The organism is Marinobacter sp. F4218, from assembly GCF_019443085.1.
Lineage (GTDB): Bacteria > Pseudomonadota > Gammaproteobacteria > Pseudomonadales > Oleiphilaceae > Marinobacter > Marinobacter albus.
Genome location: NZ_JAHZIL010000003.1, coordinates 1,311,600 through 1,327,839 on the forward strand (window position 1 = coordinate 1,311,600; position 16,240 = coordinate 1,327,839).

17 protein-coding genes are annotated in these 16,240 nt (G+C 62.0%); 7 read left to right on the plus strand and 10 right to left on the minus strand.

Annotated features, from left to right (window positions below; all coding sequences use genetic code 11):
* The first annotated feature begins 9 nt into the window (after window positions 1-9).
* On the plus strand, window positions 10-834 hold the full coding sequence (locus K0B93_RS10015) for an inositol monophosphatase family protein (protein ID WP_219867073.1): 825 nt from the start codon (window positions 10-12) through the stop codon (window positions 832-834).
* Window positions 835-838: 4 nt separating this feature from the next.
* On the opposite strand, the gene slmA is transcribed toward K0B93_RS10015, so the two are convergent.
* From slmA to K0B93_RS10060, 9 genes are all read right to left on the minus strand, one after another.
* A complete protein-coding gene (slmA, locus tag K0B93_RS10020) occupies window positions 839-1,426 on the minus strand; it encodes a nucleoid occlusion factor SlmA (RefSeq protein WP_219867074.1) in 588 nt (195 codons plus the stop codon).
* A gap of 90 nt (window positions 1,427-1,516) precedes the next feature.
* A complete protein-coding gene (locus tag K0B93_RS10025) occupies window positions 1,517-2,326 on the minus strand; it encodes a thiazole synthase (protein WP_219867075.1) in 810 nt (269 codons plus the stop codon).
* A gap of 39 nt (window positions 2,327-2,365) precedes the next feature.
* Window positions 2,366-2,566, minus strand: a complete 201-nt coding sequence (thiS, locus tag K0B93_RS10030) for a sulfur carrier protein ThiS (RefSeq protein WP_219867076.1) — start codon at window positions 2,564-2,566, stop codon at window positions 2,366-2,368.
* Window positions 2,567-2,574: 8 nt separating this feature from the next.
* Window positions 2,575-2,973, minus strand: a complete 399-nt coding sequence (locus K0B93_RS10035; RefSeq protein WP_219868085.1) for a DUF423 domain-containing protein — start codon at window positions 2,971-2,973, stop codon at window positions 2,575-2,577.
* Between the two features lie 28 nt (window positions 2,974-3,001).
* Complete coding sequence (locus tag K0B93_RS10040) at window positions 3,002-3,802, minus strand: symmetrical bis(5'-nucleosyl)-tetraphosphatase (protein WP_219867077.1); 801 nt, start codon at window positions 3,800-3,802, stop codon at window positions 3,002-3,004.
* Window positions 3,795-4,628 carry a 16S rRNA (adenine(1518)-N(6)/adenine(1519)-N(6))-dimethyltransferase RsmA gene (rsmA, locus tag K0B93_RS10045; RefSeq protein ID WP_219867078.1) on the minus strand — a complete coding sequence of 278 codons (834 nt, stop codon included), beginning with the start codon at window positions 4,626-4,628 and terminating at the stop codon, window positions 3,795-3,797. The genes K0B93_RS10040 and rsmA overlap by 8 nt, the downstream gene beginning before the upstream one ends.
* Window positions 4,625-5,635 (minus strand): 4-hydroxythreonine-4-phosphate dehydrogenase PdxA, encoded by a 1,011-nt coding sequence (pdxA, locus tag K0B93_RS10050; RefSeq protein ID WP_219867079.1) that lies wholly within the window; start codon window positions 5,633-5,635, stop codon window positions 4,625-4,627. The genes rsmA and pdxA overlap by 4 nt, the downstream gene beginning before the upstream one ends.
* On the minus strand, window positions 5,632-6,975 hold the full coding sequence (locus K0B93_RS10055; protein ID WP_219867080.1) for a peptidylprolyl isomerase: 1,344 nt from the start codon (window positions 6,973-6,975) through the stop codon (window positions 5,632-5,634). The genes pdxA and K0B93_RS10055 overlap by 4 nt, the downstream gene beginning before the upstream one ends.
* 61 nt (window positions 6,976-7,036) lie before the next feature.
* Window positions 7,037-9,409 (minus strand): LPS-assembly protein LptD, encoded by a 2,373-nt coding sequence (locus tag K0B93_RS10060; protein ID WP_416383201.1) that lies wholly within the window; start codon window positions 9,407-9,409, stop codon window positions 7,037-7,039.
* 183 nt (window positions 9,410-9,592) lie between these two features.
* On the opposite strand from K0B93_RS10060, the gene K0B93_RS10065 reads away from it, so the two are divergent.
* The 3 genes from K0B93_RS10065 to K0B93_RS10075 are packed head-to-tail and all read left to right on the plus strand — an operon-like array spanning window position 9,593 to window position 12,082.
* The gene (locus tag K0B93_RS10065; protein WP_219867081.1) at window positions 9,593-10,639 is read left to right on the plus strand and encodes an aminoglycoside phosphotransferase family protein; all 1,047 of its coding nucleotides are present in this window, start codon (window positions 9,593-9,595) and stop codon (window positions 10,637-10,639) included.
* A complete protein-coding gene (gene murU, locus K0B93_RS10070) occupies window positions 10,636-11,316 on the plus strand; it encodes an N-acetylmuramate alpha-1-phosphate uridylyltransferase MurU (protein ID WP_219867082.1) in 681 nt (226 codons plus the stop codon). Before K0B93_RS10065 ends, murU begins: the two co-directional genes overlap by 4 nt.
* A 4-nt stretch (window positions 11,317-11,320) precedes the next feature.
* On the plus strand, window positions 11,321-12,082 hold the full coding sequence (locus K0B93_RS10075; protein ID WP_219867083.1) for a molecular chaperone DjlA: 762 nt from the start codon (window positions 11,321-11,323) through the stop codon (window positions 12,080-12,082).
* A gap of 9 nt (window positions 12,083-12,091) precedes the next feature.
* Here the strand turns inward: K0B93_RS10075 and K0B93_RS10080 are convergent, their stop codons facing one another.
* Window positions 12,092-12,961: a DUF3530 family protein gene (locus K0B93_RS10080; protein WP_219867084.1), complete on the minus strand. Its 870-nt coding sequence runs from the start codon at window positions 12,959-12,961 to the stop codon at window positions 12,092-12,094.
* A 174-nt stretch (window positions 12,962-13,135) separates the two neighbouring features.
* Here K0B93_RS10080 and rpe point away from each other — a divergent pair, with 174 nt between their 5' ends.
* The 3 genes from rpe (at window position 13,136) to trpE (ending at window position 16,232) form a co-directional block, all read left to right on the plus strand.
* Window positions 13,136-13,822: a ribulose-phosphate 3-epimerase gene (gene rpe, locus K0B93_RS10085; protein WP_219867085.1), complete on the plus strand. Its 687-nt coding sequence runs from the start codon at window positions 13,136-13,138 to the stop codon at window positions 13,820-13,822.
* Window positions 13,819-14,508, plus strand: coding sequence for a phosphoglycolate phosphatase (locus tag K0B93_RS10090; RefSeq protein WP_219867086.1), 690 nt, complete (start codon window positions 13,819-13,821; stop codon window positions 14,506-14,508). The genes rpe and K0B93_RS10090 overlap by 4 nt, the downstream gene beginning before the upstream one ends.
* A 236-nt stretch (window positions 14,509-14,744) precedes the next feature.
* A complete protein-coding gene (gene trpE, locus K0B93_RS10095) occupies window positions 14,745-16,232 on the plus strand; it encodes an anthranilate synthase component I (protein WP_219867087.1) in 1,488 nt (495 codons plus the stop codon).
* Window positions 16,233-16,240 lie beyond the last annotated feature (8 nt).

The window sequence follows — 16,240 nt, forward strand, 5'->3', positions numbered from 1 at the left end:
GGGGGCGCCGTGTCCGATACCGTTTCTCTCCAGACGATTACCGACTTTGCCGAACAACTGGCCCGGGAGGCCGGTGAGCTGATCCGGCGGGAGCGGGATGAAAACACCCTGCGGACGGATTACAAGGCGCAATCGGAACTTGTCACCCACGCCGATGTGATGGCCGACAAGTTTATTACCGGTGCGATCCGCGAGCGCTTCCCCGACCACCGCATCTTGTCCGAAGAAACCATGCCGGACCTGAGTCAGGCCGAGCAACTGGATACTCCGTTATGGATCGTGGATCCCATCGATGGCACCGTCAATTATGCCTACGGTCACCCACAGGTTGCAGTCTCCATAGCCTATGCTGAGCAAGGCCGGGTGCGCGCTGGCATTGTCCACGCCCCATTTTCCGACGAAACCTTTCGGGGCACTGAGGGCGAAGGGGCAACCCTCAACGGCAAGGCGATACGGCACAGCGACGCCCAGGCACCGCGGGATGCCCTGTTCGCCACGGGATTCCCGTACACCAAGGACCACCTGGAACCCCTGGTGGCAAGGCTCGACGCCATGATCCGCCAGTGCCGGGACCTGAGGCGAATTGGCTCCGCCGCCCTCGACATCTGTTGGGTTGCCTGTGGCCGCCTCGATATCTACTACGAAAACGTCAGTCCTTGGGACTTTGCTGCCGGGCGCCTGATTGCCCTGGAAGCCGGCGCTACCGCCGGGCACTTCGGGAGCGTACCGGAAGGCTACCCCGCCGACCTCTACGGTCGCGACATTCTGATTTCGGCACCGGCAATCTGGGCACCGGTTCGTGAGATTCTCCGGAAAGCCTCGGGCTACGATTGACCGTTCAGGCCCAAACACCCTCAGCCACCAGGGACCAGCTCTCTTCAAAGTCGGCCGACGGTAGTCGGGCAAAGGAAGACCGAACGAAACGCTGGACCCGGCCTTCAACGAACACCAGCACGAAATCGGCGCCACGGGCGGCGCTGGTACGAGGGCGAAGGCCCTGGCGGATTTCCCCTTCCTTGAGTGCCTGACGCACCTGGGTTTCCAGGCGCTCGAAGAACTGGGACGCCCGCTTGCGCAGGGCCTCGTTCTCACCCATCAGGGCGTCCCCCGTCAGCACACAGCACAGGCCGGAATTGCGCTCAGCAAACACCAGCACCAGATGCACCAACTGCTGCAGGCGCACCCGGACATCCTCCTGCTCCTGCAGGATCACCTGGCAGCGGGAGAACACCGCCTCCTCGGCAAACTCGATGAGAGCCTCGAACATTTTGCGCTTGCTGGGGAAGTGGCGATAGAGGGCGGCCTCGGTGACGCCGACGGATTTGGCGAGGCCCGCAGTGGTAATGCGGGCCCCCGGGTCTGTTTCCAGGAGCTCCACGAGGGCGTGAAGGATCGCCTCACGGCGACTCGGTTTCTGATCGGTCATGACAGGACTGCAGCGCTCTGTTTTGTCGTTATCGGGGCCGGTCATTTGGCGCCAGCCCTCGTTTATTTGTAATGGGGATTGTGCCCCAGATCAGAAAAAGGTGCCATCAATGGGCGACGATGCACTGGCATACAGCTTCTTGGGCATGCGACCGGCCAGGTAGGCTTCACGGCCAGCCTCAATCGCCAGACGCATGGCGTTGGCCATCTTGATCGGATCCTTTGCCTGGGCAATGGCGGTATTCATCAACACACCGTCGCACCCCAGCTCCATGGCAATGGTGGCGTCGGAGGCGGTGCCCACGCCGGCGTCCACCAGCACGGGGACCTTCGCATTTTCGACAATCAGCCGGATGTTATAGCGGTTCTGGATGCCCAGGCCGGAGCCGATGGGAGCGCCCAGGGGCATGATGGCAACACAGCCCATGTCTTCCAGACGTTCCGCCAGCAGCGGGTCGTCGGAACAATAGACCATCACCTTGAAGCCGTCCTTGATCAGCGTCTCCGCCGCGTCCAGGGTTTCGGTCATGTTCGGGTAAAGGGTTTTCTCCTCCCCAAGCACCTCCAGCTTCACGAGGTCGTGTCCGTCCAGGAGCTCCCGGGCCAGCTTGCAGGTGCGGACCGCGTCTTTGGCGGTGTAGCAACCGGCGGTGTTGGGCAGGATCGTGTAGTGTTCCGGAGAAATGACATCCAGAAGGTTGGGCTCGTCGGGGTTTTGCCCCAGATTGGTCCGGCGCACGGCCACAGTCACGATCTCGGCACCGCTGGCCTCGATGGCATGGCCGGTTTCCATCAGGTCTCGGTACTTCCCGGTGCCCACCAGCAAGCGCGATTGGTAAATCCGGCCCGCAATTTCCAGGGGTTTGTCTTCGGGAAGCAGAATCTCGGGAGTCTCGCTCATAACCTTCCTGCGGTTGTTAAATTGTCATGGAATAAACGATCAGCCACCACCAATCGCGTGGACCACCTCCACCCGATCACCCTCACTGAGAACGAATTCCCCGTGCTGGCTCCGAGGGACAATGTCCTCATTAACCTCTACAGCCAGGCGTTTTCCCGCCAGGGCCATACTCTCGACCAGGGTCAGGACGGTAGCGCCGACCGGCAGCTCCATCGCATCGCCATTCACCTCAACTTGCATAGGCCTTCTTACCTCTGTTCCTTACCCTGCCCCGACCCTGGGCGGCGCAACCCGGCCACCGCCAGCAACGTCCAGGCAACCATGAAACACACACCACCGAGGGGTGTGACAGGACCGATCCAGCGAATATCCGTCAGCACCAGCGTATAAAGACTGCCACTGAACAACAGTATGCCCGCAAGGAAAAACCCGGCCGCCACAGACAGCAGCCTGCGGTTCAACCCGGCCACCGACAGTACCGACAACATCACCAGAGCAATGGCGTGGTACATCTGGTAGGTCACGGCGGTCTGAAACACCTCCAGCCCACGTTCACTGACGATACCACGCAGGCCATGGGCGCCAAAGGCACCGGCCATCACCCCAACCAGGGCGCAGCAGGCGCCGACAACCAGAGGCAGGCGCATGACACCCTGGCACCCCGGATCTACGCGCTCAGCAGTCACAGTGGATCTTTTCCCCGGTGTCCAGATTCATCATGGTCAGCAAACCGCCCCAGACACAGCCCGTATCGAGGCCAATAAACTGGTTGCTGCCGGTCTGGCCCTCAAGCGCCGCCCAGTGTCCAAACACCACCCGGACATCGTCCTCCCGGGGGTACTCAAACCAGGGTTTGTAACCGTTCGGAGCGCTGGCCGCCGCTTCCTTGGTGGCCAGTTCCAGCGTGCCATCCTGGGCGATGAACCGCATGCGGGTAAAGTAGTTGGTGATCACCCGCCAGCGGTCCATACCACGGAGATTTTCGTCCCAGCAGTGCGGCTCGTTGCCATACATGTGGGTAAAGTACTCGCCGGCATCGTCACCGCGAATGATAGCCTCCACTTCCCGGGCATAGGCTTCTGCCTGCCCGGCACTCCAGATGTGGGGCACACCGGCATGGACCATGACCAGATTTCGGGTCCTGTCCCGGACGCACAGGTTCTGCTGTCTCAACCAGGCAACCAACCGATCATGATCCGGCGCTTCCAGGATATCCGCCAGGGTGTCTTTCCGGCGCGGCGGGTGACCACCCAATGCGACCGCCAGCAGGTGCAGGTCGTGATTGCCCAGGACCACCACCGCGGAACTGCCCAGACTCTCAATGTAACGCAGGGTTTCCAGCGAGGAGGGTCCACGATTGATCAGGTCTCCTGCGACCCACAAACGGTCCCGGGAAGGTGAAAACGAGACCCGCGCCAGGACATCCCGCAACCGGTCGTAACAGCCCTGAATATCGCCAATGGCGTAGTCAGTCATTACTTACCTCATGGGAATCGCGCCCATCGGCTTTCTCGTCAGCCAACAGGTCTGCTATCAATACGTAATCGGCAAGGCTGAGGTTTTCCGGACGCAGGCCGTCGTTGATCCCCAGACTGTGCAACTGCTCAACGGAAATCATCCCGCCCAGCGCCTTGCGAAGCGTCTTTCGACGCGCATTGAACGCGGTCCGGACCACGGCCTGCAGGGTTCCCAGATCCTTGGCCGGGTGTGGCAGGGTATCATGGGGCACAAGCCGCACGATGGCGGAGTCCACTTTCGGTGCCGGCCGGAACGCGCCCGGCCCCACTTCGAACAACGGCTGAACCTTGCAGAAATACTGGGCCATGATCCCCAGCCGGCCATAATTGTTGTCACCCGGAACCGCCGCCAGACGCTGGACCACTTCCTTCTGCAGCATGAAATGCATGTCCTTTACCACGCCCGACTGCCCAAGCAGATGGAAGATCAAAGGCGTGGAAATGTTGTACGGCAGGTTGCCGATGATGCGCAGTCGGTTACCTCCCTCAACCAGCTGGCTGAAGTCGAACTTCAGCGCATCCGCCTCGTGGATCCGGAATTCCGGGTAATTGAAAAACTTGGTGCGCAGCACCGGAATCAGGTCACGGTCCAGTTCCACCACCTGGAGCCTGGGATTCACCGCGAGGATTTCTTCGGTAATCGCTCCGAGACCCGGCCCGATCTCGACGATGGCATCATCGGGTTTGGGATTGATGGCGCGAACGATCCGCTCGATCACGCCGGGATCGTGCAGGAAATTCTGGCCAAATCGCTTTCTGGCCTGGTGGCCGGGTTTGTTACTCACGAGCGTGTCTCTTGGTTAGCGGCTTTCCGACAGCGGGCCATGTGCGCGCCAACCCGGATAGCCGTTTGCAGGCTACCGGCATCGGCCCGGCCGCTGCCGGCGAGGTCCAGGGCGGTGCCGTGGTCAACGGAGGTGCGAACAATAGGCAACCCCAGGGTAATATTGACTGCGCGGCCGAAGCCTTGGTATTTGAGCACCGGCAGGCCCTGATCATGGTACATGGCCAGCACCGCGTCGGCGTTGTCCAGCCAGTGCGGGGTAAACAGGGTATCGGCCGGAAGGGGGCCGGTCAGATGGATTCCCTCACTCCTGAGCTGCTCCAGAGTCGGCTCGATAATCTCGATCTCCTCCCGGCCGAGATGGCCACCCTCCCCGGCATGGGGATTCAGGCCCGCCACGAGAATGCGGGGGTGCTCAATCCCGAAGAACGCCTTCAGATCAGCGTTGAGAATTCGGGTAACCTGACCCAGTCGCTCCGGCGTGATGGCCGCGGCAACCTCCTTCAGCGGTAAGTGGGTGGTTACCAGCGCCACTCGCAAAGCCTCCGTGGCGAGCATCATGACCACCCGTTCGACGCCACAGAGCTCCTGCAGAAACTCGGTATGGCCGCTGAATGCCATCCCGGCGTCATTGATTACGCCCTTGTGCACCGGGGCGGTCACCATGCCGTCAAAGTCGCCCCGCAGACACCCCTCGGCAGCCGTTCGAAGCGTATCGAGGACATAGGCGCTGTTAGCCGGGTCAAGCACGCCGGCATCGGAACTGGCACAGCCCCCGACCTCGAACACCGACAGATGCCCCGGAGCCGTGACCGGGGTCTGGCCCGGCTGCCAGTCGTGCAGTGTCACCTCACGTCCGAGCAGTTGCGCACGAGCGGCCAGCAGGGCTTTGCTGGCTATCACCACGATGCCGGCCTCCCGGCCTTCCTCTGCCAGTTGCAGGCAAAGTTCCGGGCCAATGCCCGCCGGTTCACCGGCCGTCAGCGCAAGGATCGCCGGAGCACTCATGACTCGCCGTTCGCTTCCGTACCGGTGTCGTCACGGGCGTACTCCCCCTTGAATTCGATAAAGGCCTCGTCCCGGATCTCCCGCAGCCAGTTCTGTAACTCGGTCTCGAACTTGCGACGGTAGATGGCCTGACGGGCTTCGGCATTTTTGACGTCCCCGCTGATATCCTTTTGGCGACGCTCCTCCACCTGCAGGATGTGCCAGCCGAATTGCGAGCGGAACGGTCCCCGGAGTTCACCGAGATTCGCTTCCAGCATGGCCTGCTCGAACGCCGGAACCATCTGACCCCGGCTGACCCAGCCGAGATTGCCGCCATCGGAACCCGAGACCGGGTCATCCGAAAATTCCCGGGCAAGCTCGGCGAAGTCTGCGCCTTCCTGAAGCTGCTGGTAAATGTCGCGGATTCTGGCCTCGGCCTGTGCATCCGTCAATGCCTCCGATGGGCGAATCAGGATGTGCCGTACCCGGTGCTGCTGGATGACCTGTTTCTGTCCGCCACCGCGCTTGTCCATCACCATCACCAGGTGGAAACCGCTGTTGTTTTCAAGCACCGGGGAAGGTTCATCAACGGCAAGTTGCGGCACCACCGGCGCTACCAGGGAGGGTAACTGGCTTTCCGTACGCCACCCCATGTCACCGCCTTCCAGAGCGTTGCTGGCATCGGATTCCGCCACCGCCACTTCCCGGAAATCGCGGCCGTCGACAATCTCCTGCCGCAGGCTTTCCGCCTGCTCGCGGGCCACAGCAACCGACGCCTCGCTGGTCGGATCCTCGACCTCAATGAAGATGTAGGCGAGGCGATATTCGGCGGTATCACCGCCGCGGGCCTCAACGGCCTGCAGGTAATTTTCGACCTCACGGTCGGTCACCCGGACCCGGTTGCCCACCTGCCGCTGCTGAACCCGGCTGGTCAGCATTTCATTACGGATCTGTTCCCGCGCCTGGCGGAAACTGACACCCTCGGACGCCAGCTGCTGCTCGAACTGGGCCATGGTCATGCCATTGCGCTCGGCGATGTTATCCATGGTCTCGTTCAGCTCGTTGTCGCTGATACGCATGCCCATTTTCTCAGCCATCTGAAGCTGGATGGATTCGGTAATCAACTGTTCCAGAACCCGGTCCTCAAGAATGGCCCTGGGCGGCAGGCCGGTACCCTGGGCACTCAGGCGGCCAGTGATGGTATTGATTCGGGCGTCGAGTTCGGTCTGCAGGATGACGTCGTCGTCGACGATCGCAACCACCTGGTCGAGCAATTTGCGCTCCGCCTGCACCGTCAGTGACAGGGTGACGGCTGCCATCAACAGCAAAGTCTTTACAGCGTGGCGAAGGGTCGCCTTCATAAACACCTCTTGGTAGTAAGTGAGCTGCGGGCACGATATCCGGGCTTAGTCATCATCTGGCTCAGGGAGTTCCGAACCGGCGACGTTCCCGCTCATCAAATCCGTAAATGGCCTCGGCGATCCGGGTGGATGAGCCACCACTTCCGCCCAGCCCCTTGAGCTGAACCTGGAACAATATCCGACTCTCAAGCTCGCGGTCATCGGTCAGGTAATTCTGATGCACGGCCTGGACACTCCAGCAACAGTTGTTGTACTCCAGGCCCGCCAGTGATCCCACCGTTCGATCCAGCCGGGAATCATAAACCCAGCGACCGATCAGGCTAACACGATCACTGACCGGGAAAACTGCAGCGACATCCGACTGTTCGATTTCATCCTTGCTGTAAGTATGGCCAAGGCTGGCGAGGTACCGATAGTCCTCGGAGTGAAACACCAACTGACTGCGGCCCTCCTCAGTTTCCCCCGACTCGGGATCCCAGAGCCCGGAGGAGCGGATTTCCAACGAGTCGAGGGGATTCAGGACCACCTCTCCGGCCAGCGGCGAACGACTCCGGGTCCCTGCCCCGGTGCCAAACAGGGTGACCTCCCGATCCTGGAAGTACTGGACCTGGCCGATACTGAACCGGGCCCGCTCCGCCCCGGTGAGCAGGTCATTAAAACGGCTGGTCAGAGCCACGGTCAACTGGTTGGCATCGCCCACCCGGTCACCGCCGGTGAATCGGTCGGGCTGGAACAGCTGGTCAAAACGGAAGGTCTGGATGTCGGTATCGAAATCCGGAATGTCGTTCTGATCCGCATCGGCGTCAGCCCAGGCATAATAGAGCCTCGGCTCGAGCGTCTGGTTGTAAGGCACATCAAAGAGACTGGACTGACGATCGAAATACAACCCGTTGTCCCACTCGGCCACAGGCACGGTCCGGTCGAAGCTGCCGTTACCCAGGGTGTAGTCATCCAGCTCGTAACGGGTGTAATCCACACTGACCGACGGCCGGCTGAACCCCCAGAGTGTTCGCATCGGTACCGCCAGCTCCGGTATCGCCCGCAGTCGCTGGCCATTGGCCCGATCCAGTCCGGTCAGGTTGTCGTTATCCCGGTAAAACACGGTGTACTGACTTTCCAGGCCGGTTTCCAGCCAGCCGTGCTGACGGGTGGTGCCATACAGAACTTCCGGAAGCTGGGCGTAGGGTTTATTGACGTCGGCAATGCGATCGCTGATCGTCTGGTAATCGTTGAGGTAGGTCTCGAAATACTGATGGCGATCCCGGTAACGGAAACCACCGCGGCGCTGCAGGTGGGTCGCCTGGTTAATCTCCAGGCTGCGGTTCAGGTCGCTCAGGTAATCCTCGTCACTGACCACGGAGTAGTCACCGTAGCCGGTCCAACCGCCACCGAACCGGGCCAGCGTGGAGGCGTCCAGAGCCCAACGCTCGCCGCTTTCACCCGGATTTTCCTCCTTGTAGGCGGAGTCATCGCCGATGTACCCCACCTGAAGGACGGTCTGACCCAGCGGGCTGAGGTAACGCCCCTCCACCTCGTTGAACAGGCCCCGGCCATGGATGTACTGGGGCGTCAGCGTGGCATCGTAGTGAGGCGCCAGGTTCAGGTAGTAGGGCACCGAGACAAAGGCACCGCTGCCGGCACTCGAGGAACCGAACTGCGGGTAGAGAAAACCTGTCTTGCGCTGGTCGTCGATCGGGAAGCTTGCCCACGGCCAGTAAAAAACCGGCACATCAAGGACCTCAAGGCGCACGTGCTTGGCGGTGCCAAATCCCTCGACCTGATCCAGGTGAATGTCTGAAGCCACAATCGCCCAGTCATTCTGCCCGGGGCCACAAGTGGTTAACATGCCGTCGCGGATCTCCACCTGATTGTCCGCCAACCGGGTCAGGCTGCCGGCATTGCCCCGCATTTCCGGGCCATGAATCAGGAAAGTCGCGGTGTTGATGTCAAAGCGCCCGGAGTCAACATTGTACTGGGCATTCTCGCCCGTCAGCAGGAAGCCTTTCCCCCGGCTGACCAGTGGTCCCTGTACCGACACCCGGCTTTCGGCCTGGTTGTAGCGCGCCTCGGAACCGCTTACCTCGAACGCGCCCTGCCTGACCCGAACTTGGCCCTCAAGGTACAGGACGCGGTCAATCTCGTAGCGGGCATTCAGGCCGCTGGCCTCCACTGGCGCCTGCTGCCCGTCACCACCGCTGACCACACTGCCAACACCCTGGCCAGAGCCGGATGGCAGATAGCCGCCCTCACAGAACACCGGCAACTGCGCGCGCGCCGATTCCGGCAACTGCGCCCTCGGCCGCCAATCAATCTCCGCTGCCGTCGGAACCGACTCGGCGCTCGCCTGAGCCGAAGCCAATCCGATGAACACGGCCACCGCACACCCGCCTATCCGGAACGCAGGCATCTGCAGATGGCAATCGGAAATCGGCACAGTGACAGGTTCCTGTTGCTGGTGAATGGTTGGACCGGGGTGGATAACAGGCGCCTAGTTTACACGTGCCCTTGAGGGTTGTTAACGGAAACTCCACTGCAAAACCGTTTTACCCTCTTTATACTCCTCTGCTAACTTTCGCTGTCAGCGATCACCCATTTTTTCAGGATAGCCGTCCGTACCATGGATCCCCGTCTGCAGTTGCTGACCAACTGGGTCAGACAGTTCACCGGCCTGGAACAGGCCGTGGCCGAGCCGGTCTCCGGCGATGCCAGCTTTCGCCGGTATTTCCGGGTTTGGCAGACCAGCGACGCCGGCCCGCCGACCCCGCTGATCGTGATGGATGCGCCGCCCGAACACGAGGACTGCGTACCCTTCCTGGCCATTGCCCGTCACTGGCACCGCCACGGCATTAACGTTCCCGACATCCTGCAAGCCGATCTGGAACAGGGTTTCCTGTTGCTGGAAGATTTCGGTGACAACCTGATGTTGGGGCAACTCAATGACACCACGGCGGATTCGCTCTATCGGGGCGCATTGACCGAACTGGTCGGCATCCAGCAGCTGGCAGCACCGGAGGACTATCAGCTACCGGCCTACGACGCAGCCCTGCTGGACCGGGAAATGGCGCTGTTTCCGGACTGGTTGCTGGAACAACACCTTGGCATGGCACTGGGTAACAGTGAACGCGCCTTGCTGGAGACGACCTTCGCCTTCCTCAGGGAAAGCGCCCTGGCGCAACCGGAAGTGACCGTGCATCGGGACTATCACTCCCGAAATCTGCTGGTGCGTCCGGGCACCAACCGCCCCGGCGTGATCGACTTTCAGGATGCGGTCTCCGGGCCGGTCACCTACGATGCGGTATCGCTGCTGAAGGACTGTTACATCAGCTGGCCGGAACAGACACTCTGCGACTGGCTCGAATTCTTCCGTGAACGCAGCGCCGCGGCCGGCCTGCACCGGGCGGACCGGGAAACCTTTCGCCAGTGGTTTGAGCTGATGGGCATGCAGCGGCACCTGAAGGCAGCGGGCATTTTCGCCCGGCTCGCCATTCGGGATGGCAAACACGGCTATCTGGACGACATTCCCCGAACGGTCAACTACCTCATCACGGCCAGCGCCCGACAGCCGGCCCTACGCTGTTTCCACGAGTGGCTGGCTGACGTGGTCATGCCGGAAATTGAAAGTCGGATCGGGACTGCGCCGGGGCAGGAGCGAAAATCCCAGTGAAGGCGATGATCCTGGCCGCCGGCAAGGGCGAACGCATGCGGCCTCTGACCCTGACCACGCCCAAGCCACTGCTGGAAGCTGGCGGCAAGCCCCTGATCGAGCATCATCTCGACCACCTGCGCCGGGCCGGATTTCGCTCGGTGGTGATCAACCACGCCTGGCTGGGCGAGCAGATTGAGGCCACTCTCGGCTCGGGCGACCGTTTTGGCCTGTCGCTGATCTATTCCCGGGAAGGCGAGCCCCTGGAAACCGCGGGCGGAATTGTCCGCGCGCTGCCGATGCTGACCGAGAACGGCTCCGACTGGTTCCTCGTCATCAACGGCGATATCTGGAGTGATTTCGACCTGTCCGGCCTGACGCCACCGGCACAGGCAGATGCCCTGCTGGTACTGACCCGCAATCCGCCTCACCATCCGCACGGCGACTTCCATCTGCAGGCCGATGGCACCGTGACGGAAGACGGAGCCAACAAGCTAACCTTCACCGGCATCAGCCTGCTGCATCGCCGCCTGTTCCAGGGGCTGGACGATCAGTCCGGAAAGCTCGGCCCGGTATTGCGCCAGGCGATGCGTCGGGGACGGGTCCGGGGCGTTGAGCACCCCGGGAAGTGGGTTGATGTTGGCACCCCGGACCGGCTTCGGGAACTGGACCAGACACTGCTGGGCAGGGAGCTCTGACGCCATGGCCGAAAGCACGCGACAGCCGGCGCTACCCAGCCGGGTTGAGGCAGAGTTCGCCAGCCTGCTTCACGAGCTGTCCGCCTGCGGACACCAGACCGCGACACTGCTGGACCGGGCCCAGCTTCCCAACTGGTGCCGCGCGCCGCTGTTCTTCTTCCTCGGGTACATCGCCAAGGCCGAGGGCCGGGTCAGTGAAGCTGACATCCGCTACGCCGAGGCGCTGATCAAGGCGCTCAAACTTTCCCAACGGCAACGCCGCCGAGCCATCAACTGGTTCCAGCAGGGAAAGTCCGCGGAACAGCTACCCTCGTTAAAGGGCCTGTCGCTGCGCCTCACCCATCGGATCTGGCCGGGGCCAGCCCTGACGGTGGCGATCTGCCTGTGCCATGCCACGCAATTGAAAGGGCGCCCGACCAAGCCTCGCCGCTACCGCTGCGAAGATGCAATCGACCAGATCGGACTTCCGGTCATCATCAGCGATGACATTTTTGACAGCTACGCCAGCAAGGTCTGGATCCGTCACGCCGAGAACCTGGCCAGACCGGTCAGTTACGAGCAGGCCTGCGAACTGCTTGGGGTGACCCGCCGGGATTCCCTGGACATCATCAAGCGGGCATACAAGAAAAGAGTTTCCGGCTGCCACCCGGACAAGCTGGCCCAGCAACAGGTCAGCACCGAGGAGGAGGCTCTGGCCAAGGAACGCCTGTTGAGCTATCAGCAGGCGTGGGAGCTGGTCAAGCGGCGCCACAGGCCCCCGCGGTGAGCCCGGCAGCTACCGGGATCTGAGCCAGGCATCGATCCGACCTGCGACGGCCGGCGCATCCTGCGCCGACGGTGGCTGCTGCAGGCTGACGGGTTGGCGCTCATAGGCACCGACGCCAGCCCGGCGCAGGTCCGTCCAGCGCCGCGGGACCTCATCGTCGGAACCACGACGCGAAGCATAGAGTTCCAGAATACCCGGGCCACCGACCGCCAGATCCTCCGTGAGCGTAGCCGCATCCCGGGGGTAGAACGCCGGCGCCACCCAGATCATCCGCCCGGGATTCGGCAGTGACTGCTGTACGGCCACCAGGTGACCGCTGGCACGACCAACCCCCAGCAGAACTGGCCGGTCATAGCCCCGGCTCGCTAGGATGTCGACCGCGGCTTCCAGGCTCTGCTGCACGCGGCGTCGGTACCTCTGCTCCGGCGACTCCCCGTCCGGAGACGCCATCACGTCAATCATCACCGCTGACGCGTCGCCGTCATCGTCTGACGCCGGTTCTCCGTCGTCGGGACTCGCTTCCATCGCTTTTTGCAGCTTCAGGGAGGGCGCCGGCAGCCCAACGGCCAACACCGCCCAACCGCGCTTGATGAGTTGCGCACGCAACCCGCCGACGAGCCCGGAAGCGGCATTGCCCCCCACATCGGCCAGAAGGACCAGCGCACCCTCGGCCGGCGGCTCCCGCTCCGGATAGAACAAGCCCAGCGCCCGATCACCGTCCTCCAGCTCGAGCCAGATCGCTGCACCCGGAAAGCTCTGGCTCAGCTCCATTTCGCCCAGCCCGGTGGTGAACCCGGACCGGTCCGGGGCAGGCGCCGCTGGCGAATCCTCGTCGGCCATGACCAGGGTACCCGCGAGCCATAGCACGATCGGGAGCATAGAAAGCAACTGTTTTAGGACACCACTACCGATTCTAAGCACAGATCCTGACTCTTTGACTGCGAAAAAAACGTTCCGAACTGTTAGACTAGCACTCGTTTTTCACGGGCGGCAGAGACCGCAGGCCACGCCATTATCAGCGTTTTTGCGCGCAAAGTAATTGAGAGAGCCATCATGAACCCATACCTGATTGCCCCATCCATCCTGTCGGCCGACTTTGCCCGCCTGGGGGAAGAAGTCGATAATGTACTGGCCGCCGGTGCGGACGTTGTTCATTTCGACGTGATGGACAATCACTACGTGCCGAACCTGACCATTGGCCCGATGGTCTGTGAAGCCCTGCGCAAGCACGGCGTGACCGCGCCGATTGATGTCCACCTGATGGTGTCGCCGGTGGACGACCTGATCCGCATGTTCATCGATGCCGGAGCCAGCTACATTACCTTCCACCCCGAAGCCAGCAATCACATCGACCGCTCCCTGCAACTGATCCGCGACGGCGGCTGCAAGGCCGGACTGGTCTTCAACCCGGCCACCCCGCTGCACTACATGGACCATGTCATGGACAAGCTCGACATGGTGCTGATGATGTCGGTCAACCCGGGCTTCGGTGGTCAGAAGTTCATTCCGGGCACCCTGGACAAGCTGCGGGAGGCCCGCAGGCGCATCGACGCCAGCAACTTCAACATTCGCCTGGAAATCGACGGTGGCGTGAAAACCGAAAACATCCGGGAGATTGCCGAGGCGGGCGCAGATACGTTTGTCGCCGGCTCCGCCATTTTCAATACCGACGATTACAAGACCACCATCGATGCCATGCGCGAAGAACTTGAGCAGGCGCGCAAGGTGCTTGGCCAATGAGTCTGACGGGACTGTTCAGCCCCCGCTGGCCCGGTGTTGCCCTGTTTGACCTGGACGGCACTCTGGTCGACAGCGCCCCGGACCTCGCAGCCGCCGTGGACCAGATGCTGGAACACCTTGGACGGTCACCGGCGGGCCTTGACCGCGTCCGTGACTGGGTGGGCAACGGCGCCAGCATCCTGGTGCGTCGTGCGTTGGCTGGCCAGAGCGACTGGGAACCGGTTCGACCGAAAGACGACGTCCTGTTCAAGGACGCCCTGGCAATTTTTTATCACGCCTACGGTCAGATCAATGGCCGGCACTCGGTGGTGTACTCAGGGGTAGAAGCCTGCCTTCGGCACCTGAAGCAACACGGCTGCAAGCTCGGCGTGGTGACCAACAAACCGGAGCAGTTTGTCGAACCGCTGCTGAAGCAGATGGGGCTGGGACACTGGTTCGACATCAGCATCGGCGGGGACACCCTGAGTGTTAAGAAACCCAACCCCACACCGTTGCTGCATGCCATGGAAGCCCTTGGCGGCACCCGGGGCACGACGGTAATGGTCGGCGACTCCGCCGCCGACATCGATGCGGCTCTGGCAGCCGGCATGCCCTGCGTGGCGGTCCGTTACGGGTACAATTTTGGCCGGCCGGTTGATGCCCTCGGCGCCGACGCGGTTGTTGATTCACTGGACGAGCTTTTGTAATCTCACAAGGACGTTACGTTGATCATTCCAATTCGGGAGATTCCTGCCGTGCAGGGACTGAATCTGACTGCAACGCGGGGCGTCCTCAGCACCCGCGCGACACGATGGTGGCGATGGCGCACCGGCTGAAAAGGCCCGGCGGCTGACTGGCGTTTAACCGCCCGGCCGCACCCATCTGGCTGGCCCGGTTGTGAATCCGTGCCACCCGAAAGCAGATCAGACTTCAGGAACGAAACATGACACCCGAGCAATTCTCCGAGCTCGCCCAAGCCGGCTTTAACCGTATTCCCGTCTACCGCGAGGTACTCGCGGATCTGGACACACCTCTGAGTACCTATCTGAAACTGGCCAGCGGTCCCTATTCCTACCTCTTCGAGTCCGTCCAGGGCGGCGAGAAATGGGGACGCTACTCCATCATCGGCCTGCCCAGCCATGAAGTAATGAAAGTCTTCGATCACCGGGTCGAGGTGAGCCGCGGCGGCAAACTGGTGGAAACGACCGAGGTCGACGACCCGCTGGCATTCGTGGAGCAGTATCAGGCCCGGTTCAACGCGCCGGACCTGGAAGAGTTGCCACGATTCAACGGCGGCCTTGTGGGCTACTTCGGCTACGACACCGTGCGCTACATCGAGAAGCGCCTGCGTGAGAGCTGCCCGCCCGACAAGATTGGCACACCGGACATTCTGCTGATGGTCTCGGACGAGATCGTCGTCTTCGACAACCTCCGGGGCAAGCTGCACCTGATCGTGCACGTGGATCCAGCGGACGAGGGCGCATACGACAACGCCCAGGCCCGGATTGATGAGCTGGAAAATCAACTGCACCGGAAGACGGCCGACGCGCCTCGTACCCCCGAGCACCTCCGTGGCAAGGCTGTGGACGAAAGCGATTTTGTTTCCGGCTTCAGCCAGGACAAGTTCGAGGCCGCGGTCGGCAAGATCAAGGAATACGTGCTGGACGGCGACGTCATGCAGACCGTTATCTCCCAGCGCATGTCGATCCCCTTCGAGGCGCCGCCGCTGAACCTGTACCGGTCACTGCGAGTGCTCAACCCCTCGCCCTACATGTATTTCCTGGATCTGGACGAATTCCACATCGTCGGCTCCTCGCCGGAAATCCTGGCCCGGGTGGAAGACCAGGAAGTAACCGTGCGTCCGATTGCCGGTACCCGCAAGCGGGGCGCCACCGATGCCGAGGACAAGGCCCTGGAAACCGAGCTGCTGGCCGATCCGAAGGAAATCGCCGAGCACCTCATGCTGATCGACCTTGGCCGCAACGATGCCGGCCGGGTCTCGGAAACCGGCACCGTCCGGCTGACAGACAAGATGATCGTGGAGCGCTATTCCCACGTGATGCACATCGTCTCCAACGTCACCGGGCGCCTGAACCCCGACACCAGTTGCCTGGACGTGCTTCGCGCCACTCTGCCCGCCGGCACCCTCAGCGGCGCGCCCAAGATCCGCGCCATGGAAATCATTGACGAGCTGGAGCCGGTCAAACGCGGCGTCTATGGCGGCGCGGTCGGCTACCTCTCCTTCAACGGCAACATGGACACGGCGATCGCCATCCGGACCGCGGTGATCAAGGACAAGACGCTGCACATCCAGGCTGGCGCCGGTGTGGTGGCGGATTCGGTGCCCCGCCTCGAGTGGAAGGAAACCATGAACAAGGGTCGCGCAATCTTTCGCGCGGTGGCCATGACCTACAACGATTTCGACCACTGAGGCGGAGG

What these genes read in the sequence shown, in the direction of transcription:
- slmA (WP_219867074.1), bottom strand. Translation starts at nt 1,426, where the DNA reads ATGACCGATCAGAAACCGAGTCGCCGTGAGGCGATCCTTCACGCCCTC.
- K0B93_RS10025 (WP_219867075.1), bottom strand. Translation starts at nt 2,326, where the DNA reads ATGAGCGAGACTCCCGAGATTCTGCTTCCCGAAGACAAACCCCTGGAA.
- thiS (WP_219867076.1), bottom strand. Translation starts at nt 2,566, where the DNA reads ATGCAAGTTGAGGTGAATGGCGATGCGATGGAGCTGCCGGTCGGCGCT.
- K0B93_RS10035 (WP_219868085.1), bottom strand. Translation starts at nt 2,973, where the DNA reads ATGCGCCTGCCTCTGGTTGTCGGCGCCTGCTGCGCCCTGGTTGGGGTG.
- K0B93_RS10040 (WP_219867077.1), bottom strand. Translation starts at nt 3,802, where the DNA reads ATGACTGACTACGCCATTGGCGATATTCAGGGCTGTTACGACCGGTTG.
- pdxA (WP_219867079.1), bottom strand. Translation starts at nt 5,635, where the DNA reads ATGAGTGCTCCGGCGATCCTTGCGCTGACGGCCGGTGAACCGGCGGGC.
- K0B93_RS10055 (WP_219867080.1), bottom strand. Translation starts at nt 6,975, where the DNA reads ATGAAGGCGACCCTTCGCCACGCTGTAAAGACTTTGCTGTTGATGGCA.
- K0B93_RS10065 (WP_219867081.1), top strand. Translation starts at nt 9,593, where the DNA reads ATGGATCCCCGTCTGCAGTTGCTGACCAACTGGGTCAGACAGTTCACC.
- K0B93_RS10075 (WP_219867083.1), top strand. Translation starts at nt 11,321, where the DNA reads ATGGCCGAAAGCACGCGACAGCCGGCGCTACCCAGCCGGGTTGAGGCA.
- K0B93_RS10080 (WP_219867084.1), bottom strand. Translation starts at nt 12,961, where the DNA reads ATGCTCCCGATCGTGCTATGGCTCGCGGGTACCCTGGTCATGGCCGAC.
- rpe (WP_219867085.1), top strand. Translation starts at nt 13,136, where the DNA reads ATGAACCCATACCTGATTGCCCCATCCATCCTGTCGGCCGACTTTGCC.
- K0B93_RS10090 (WP_219867086.1), top strand. Translation starts at nt 13,819, where the DNA reads ATGAGTCTGACGGGACTGTTCAGCCCCCGCTGGCCCGGTGTTGCCCTG.
- trpE (WP_219867087.1), top strand. Translation starts at nt 14,745, where the DNA reads ATGACACCCGAGCAATTCTCCGAGCTCGCCCAAGCCGGCTTTAACCGT.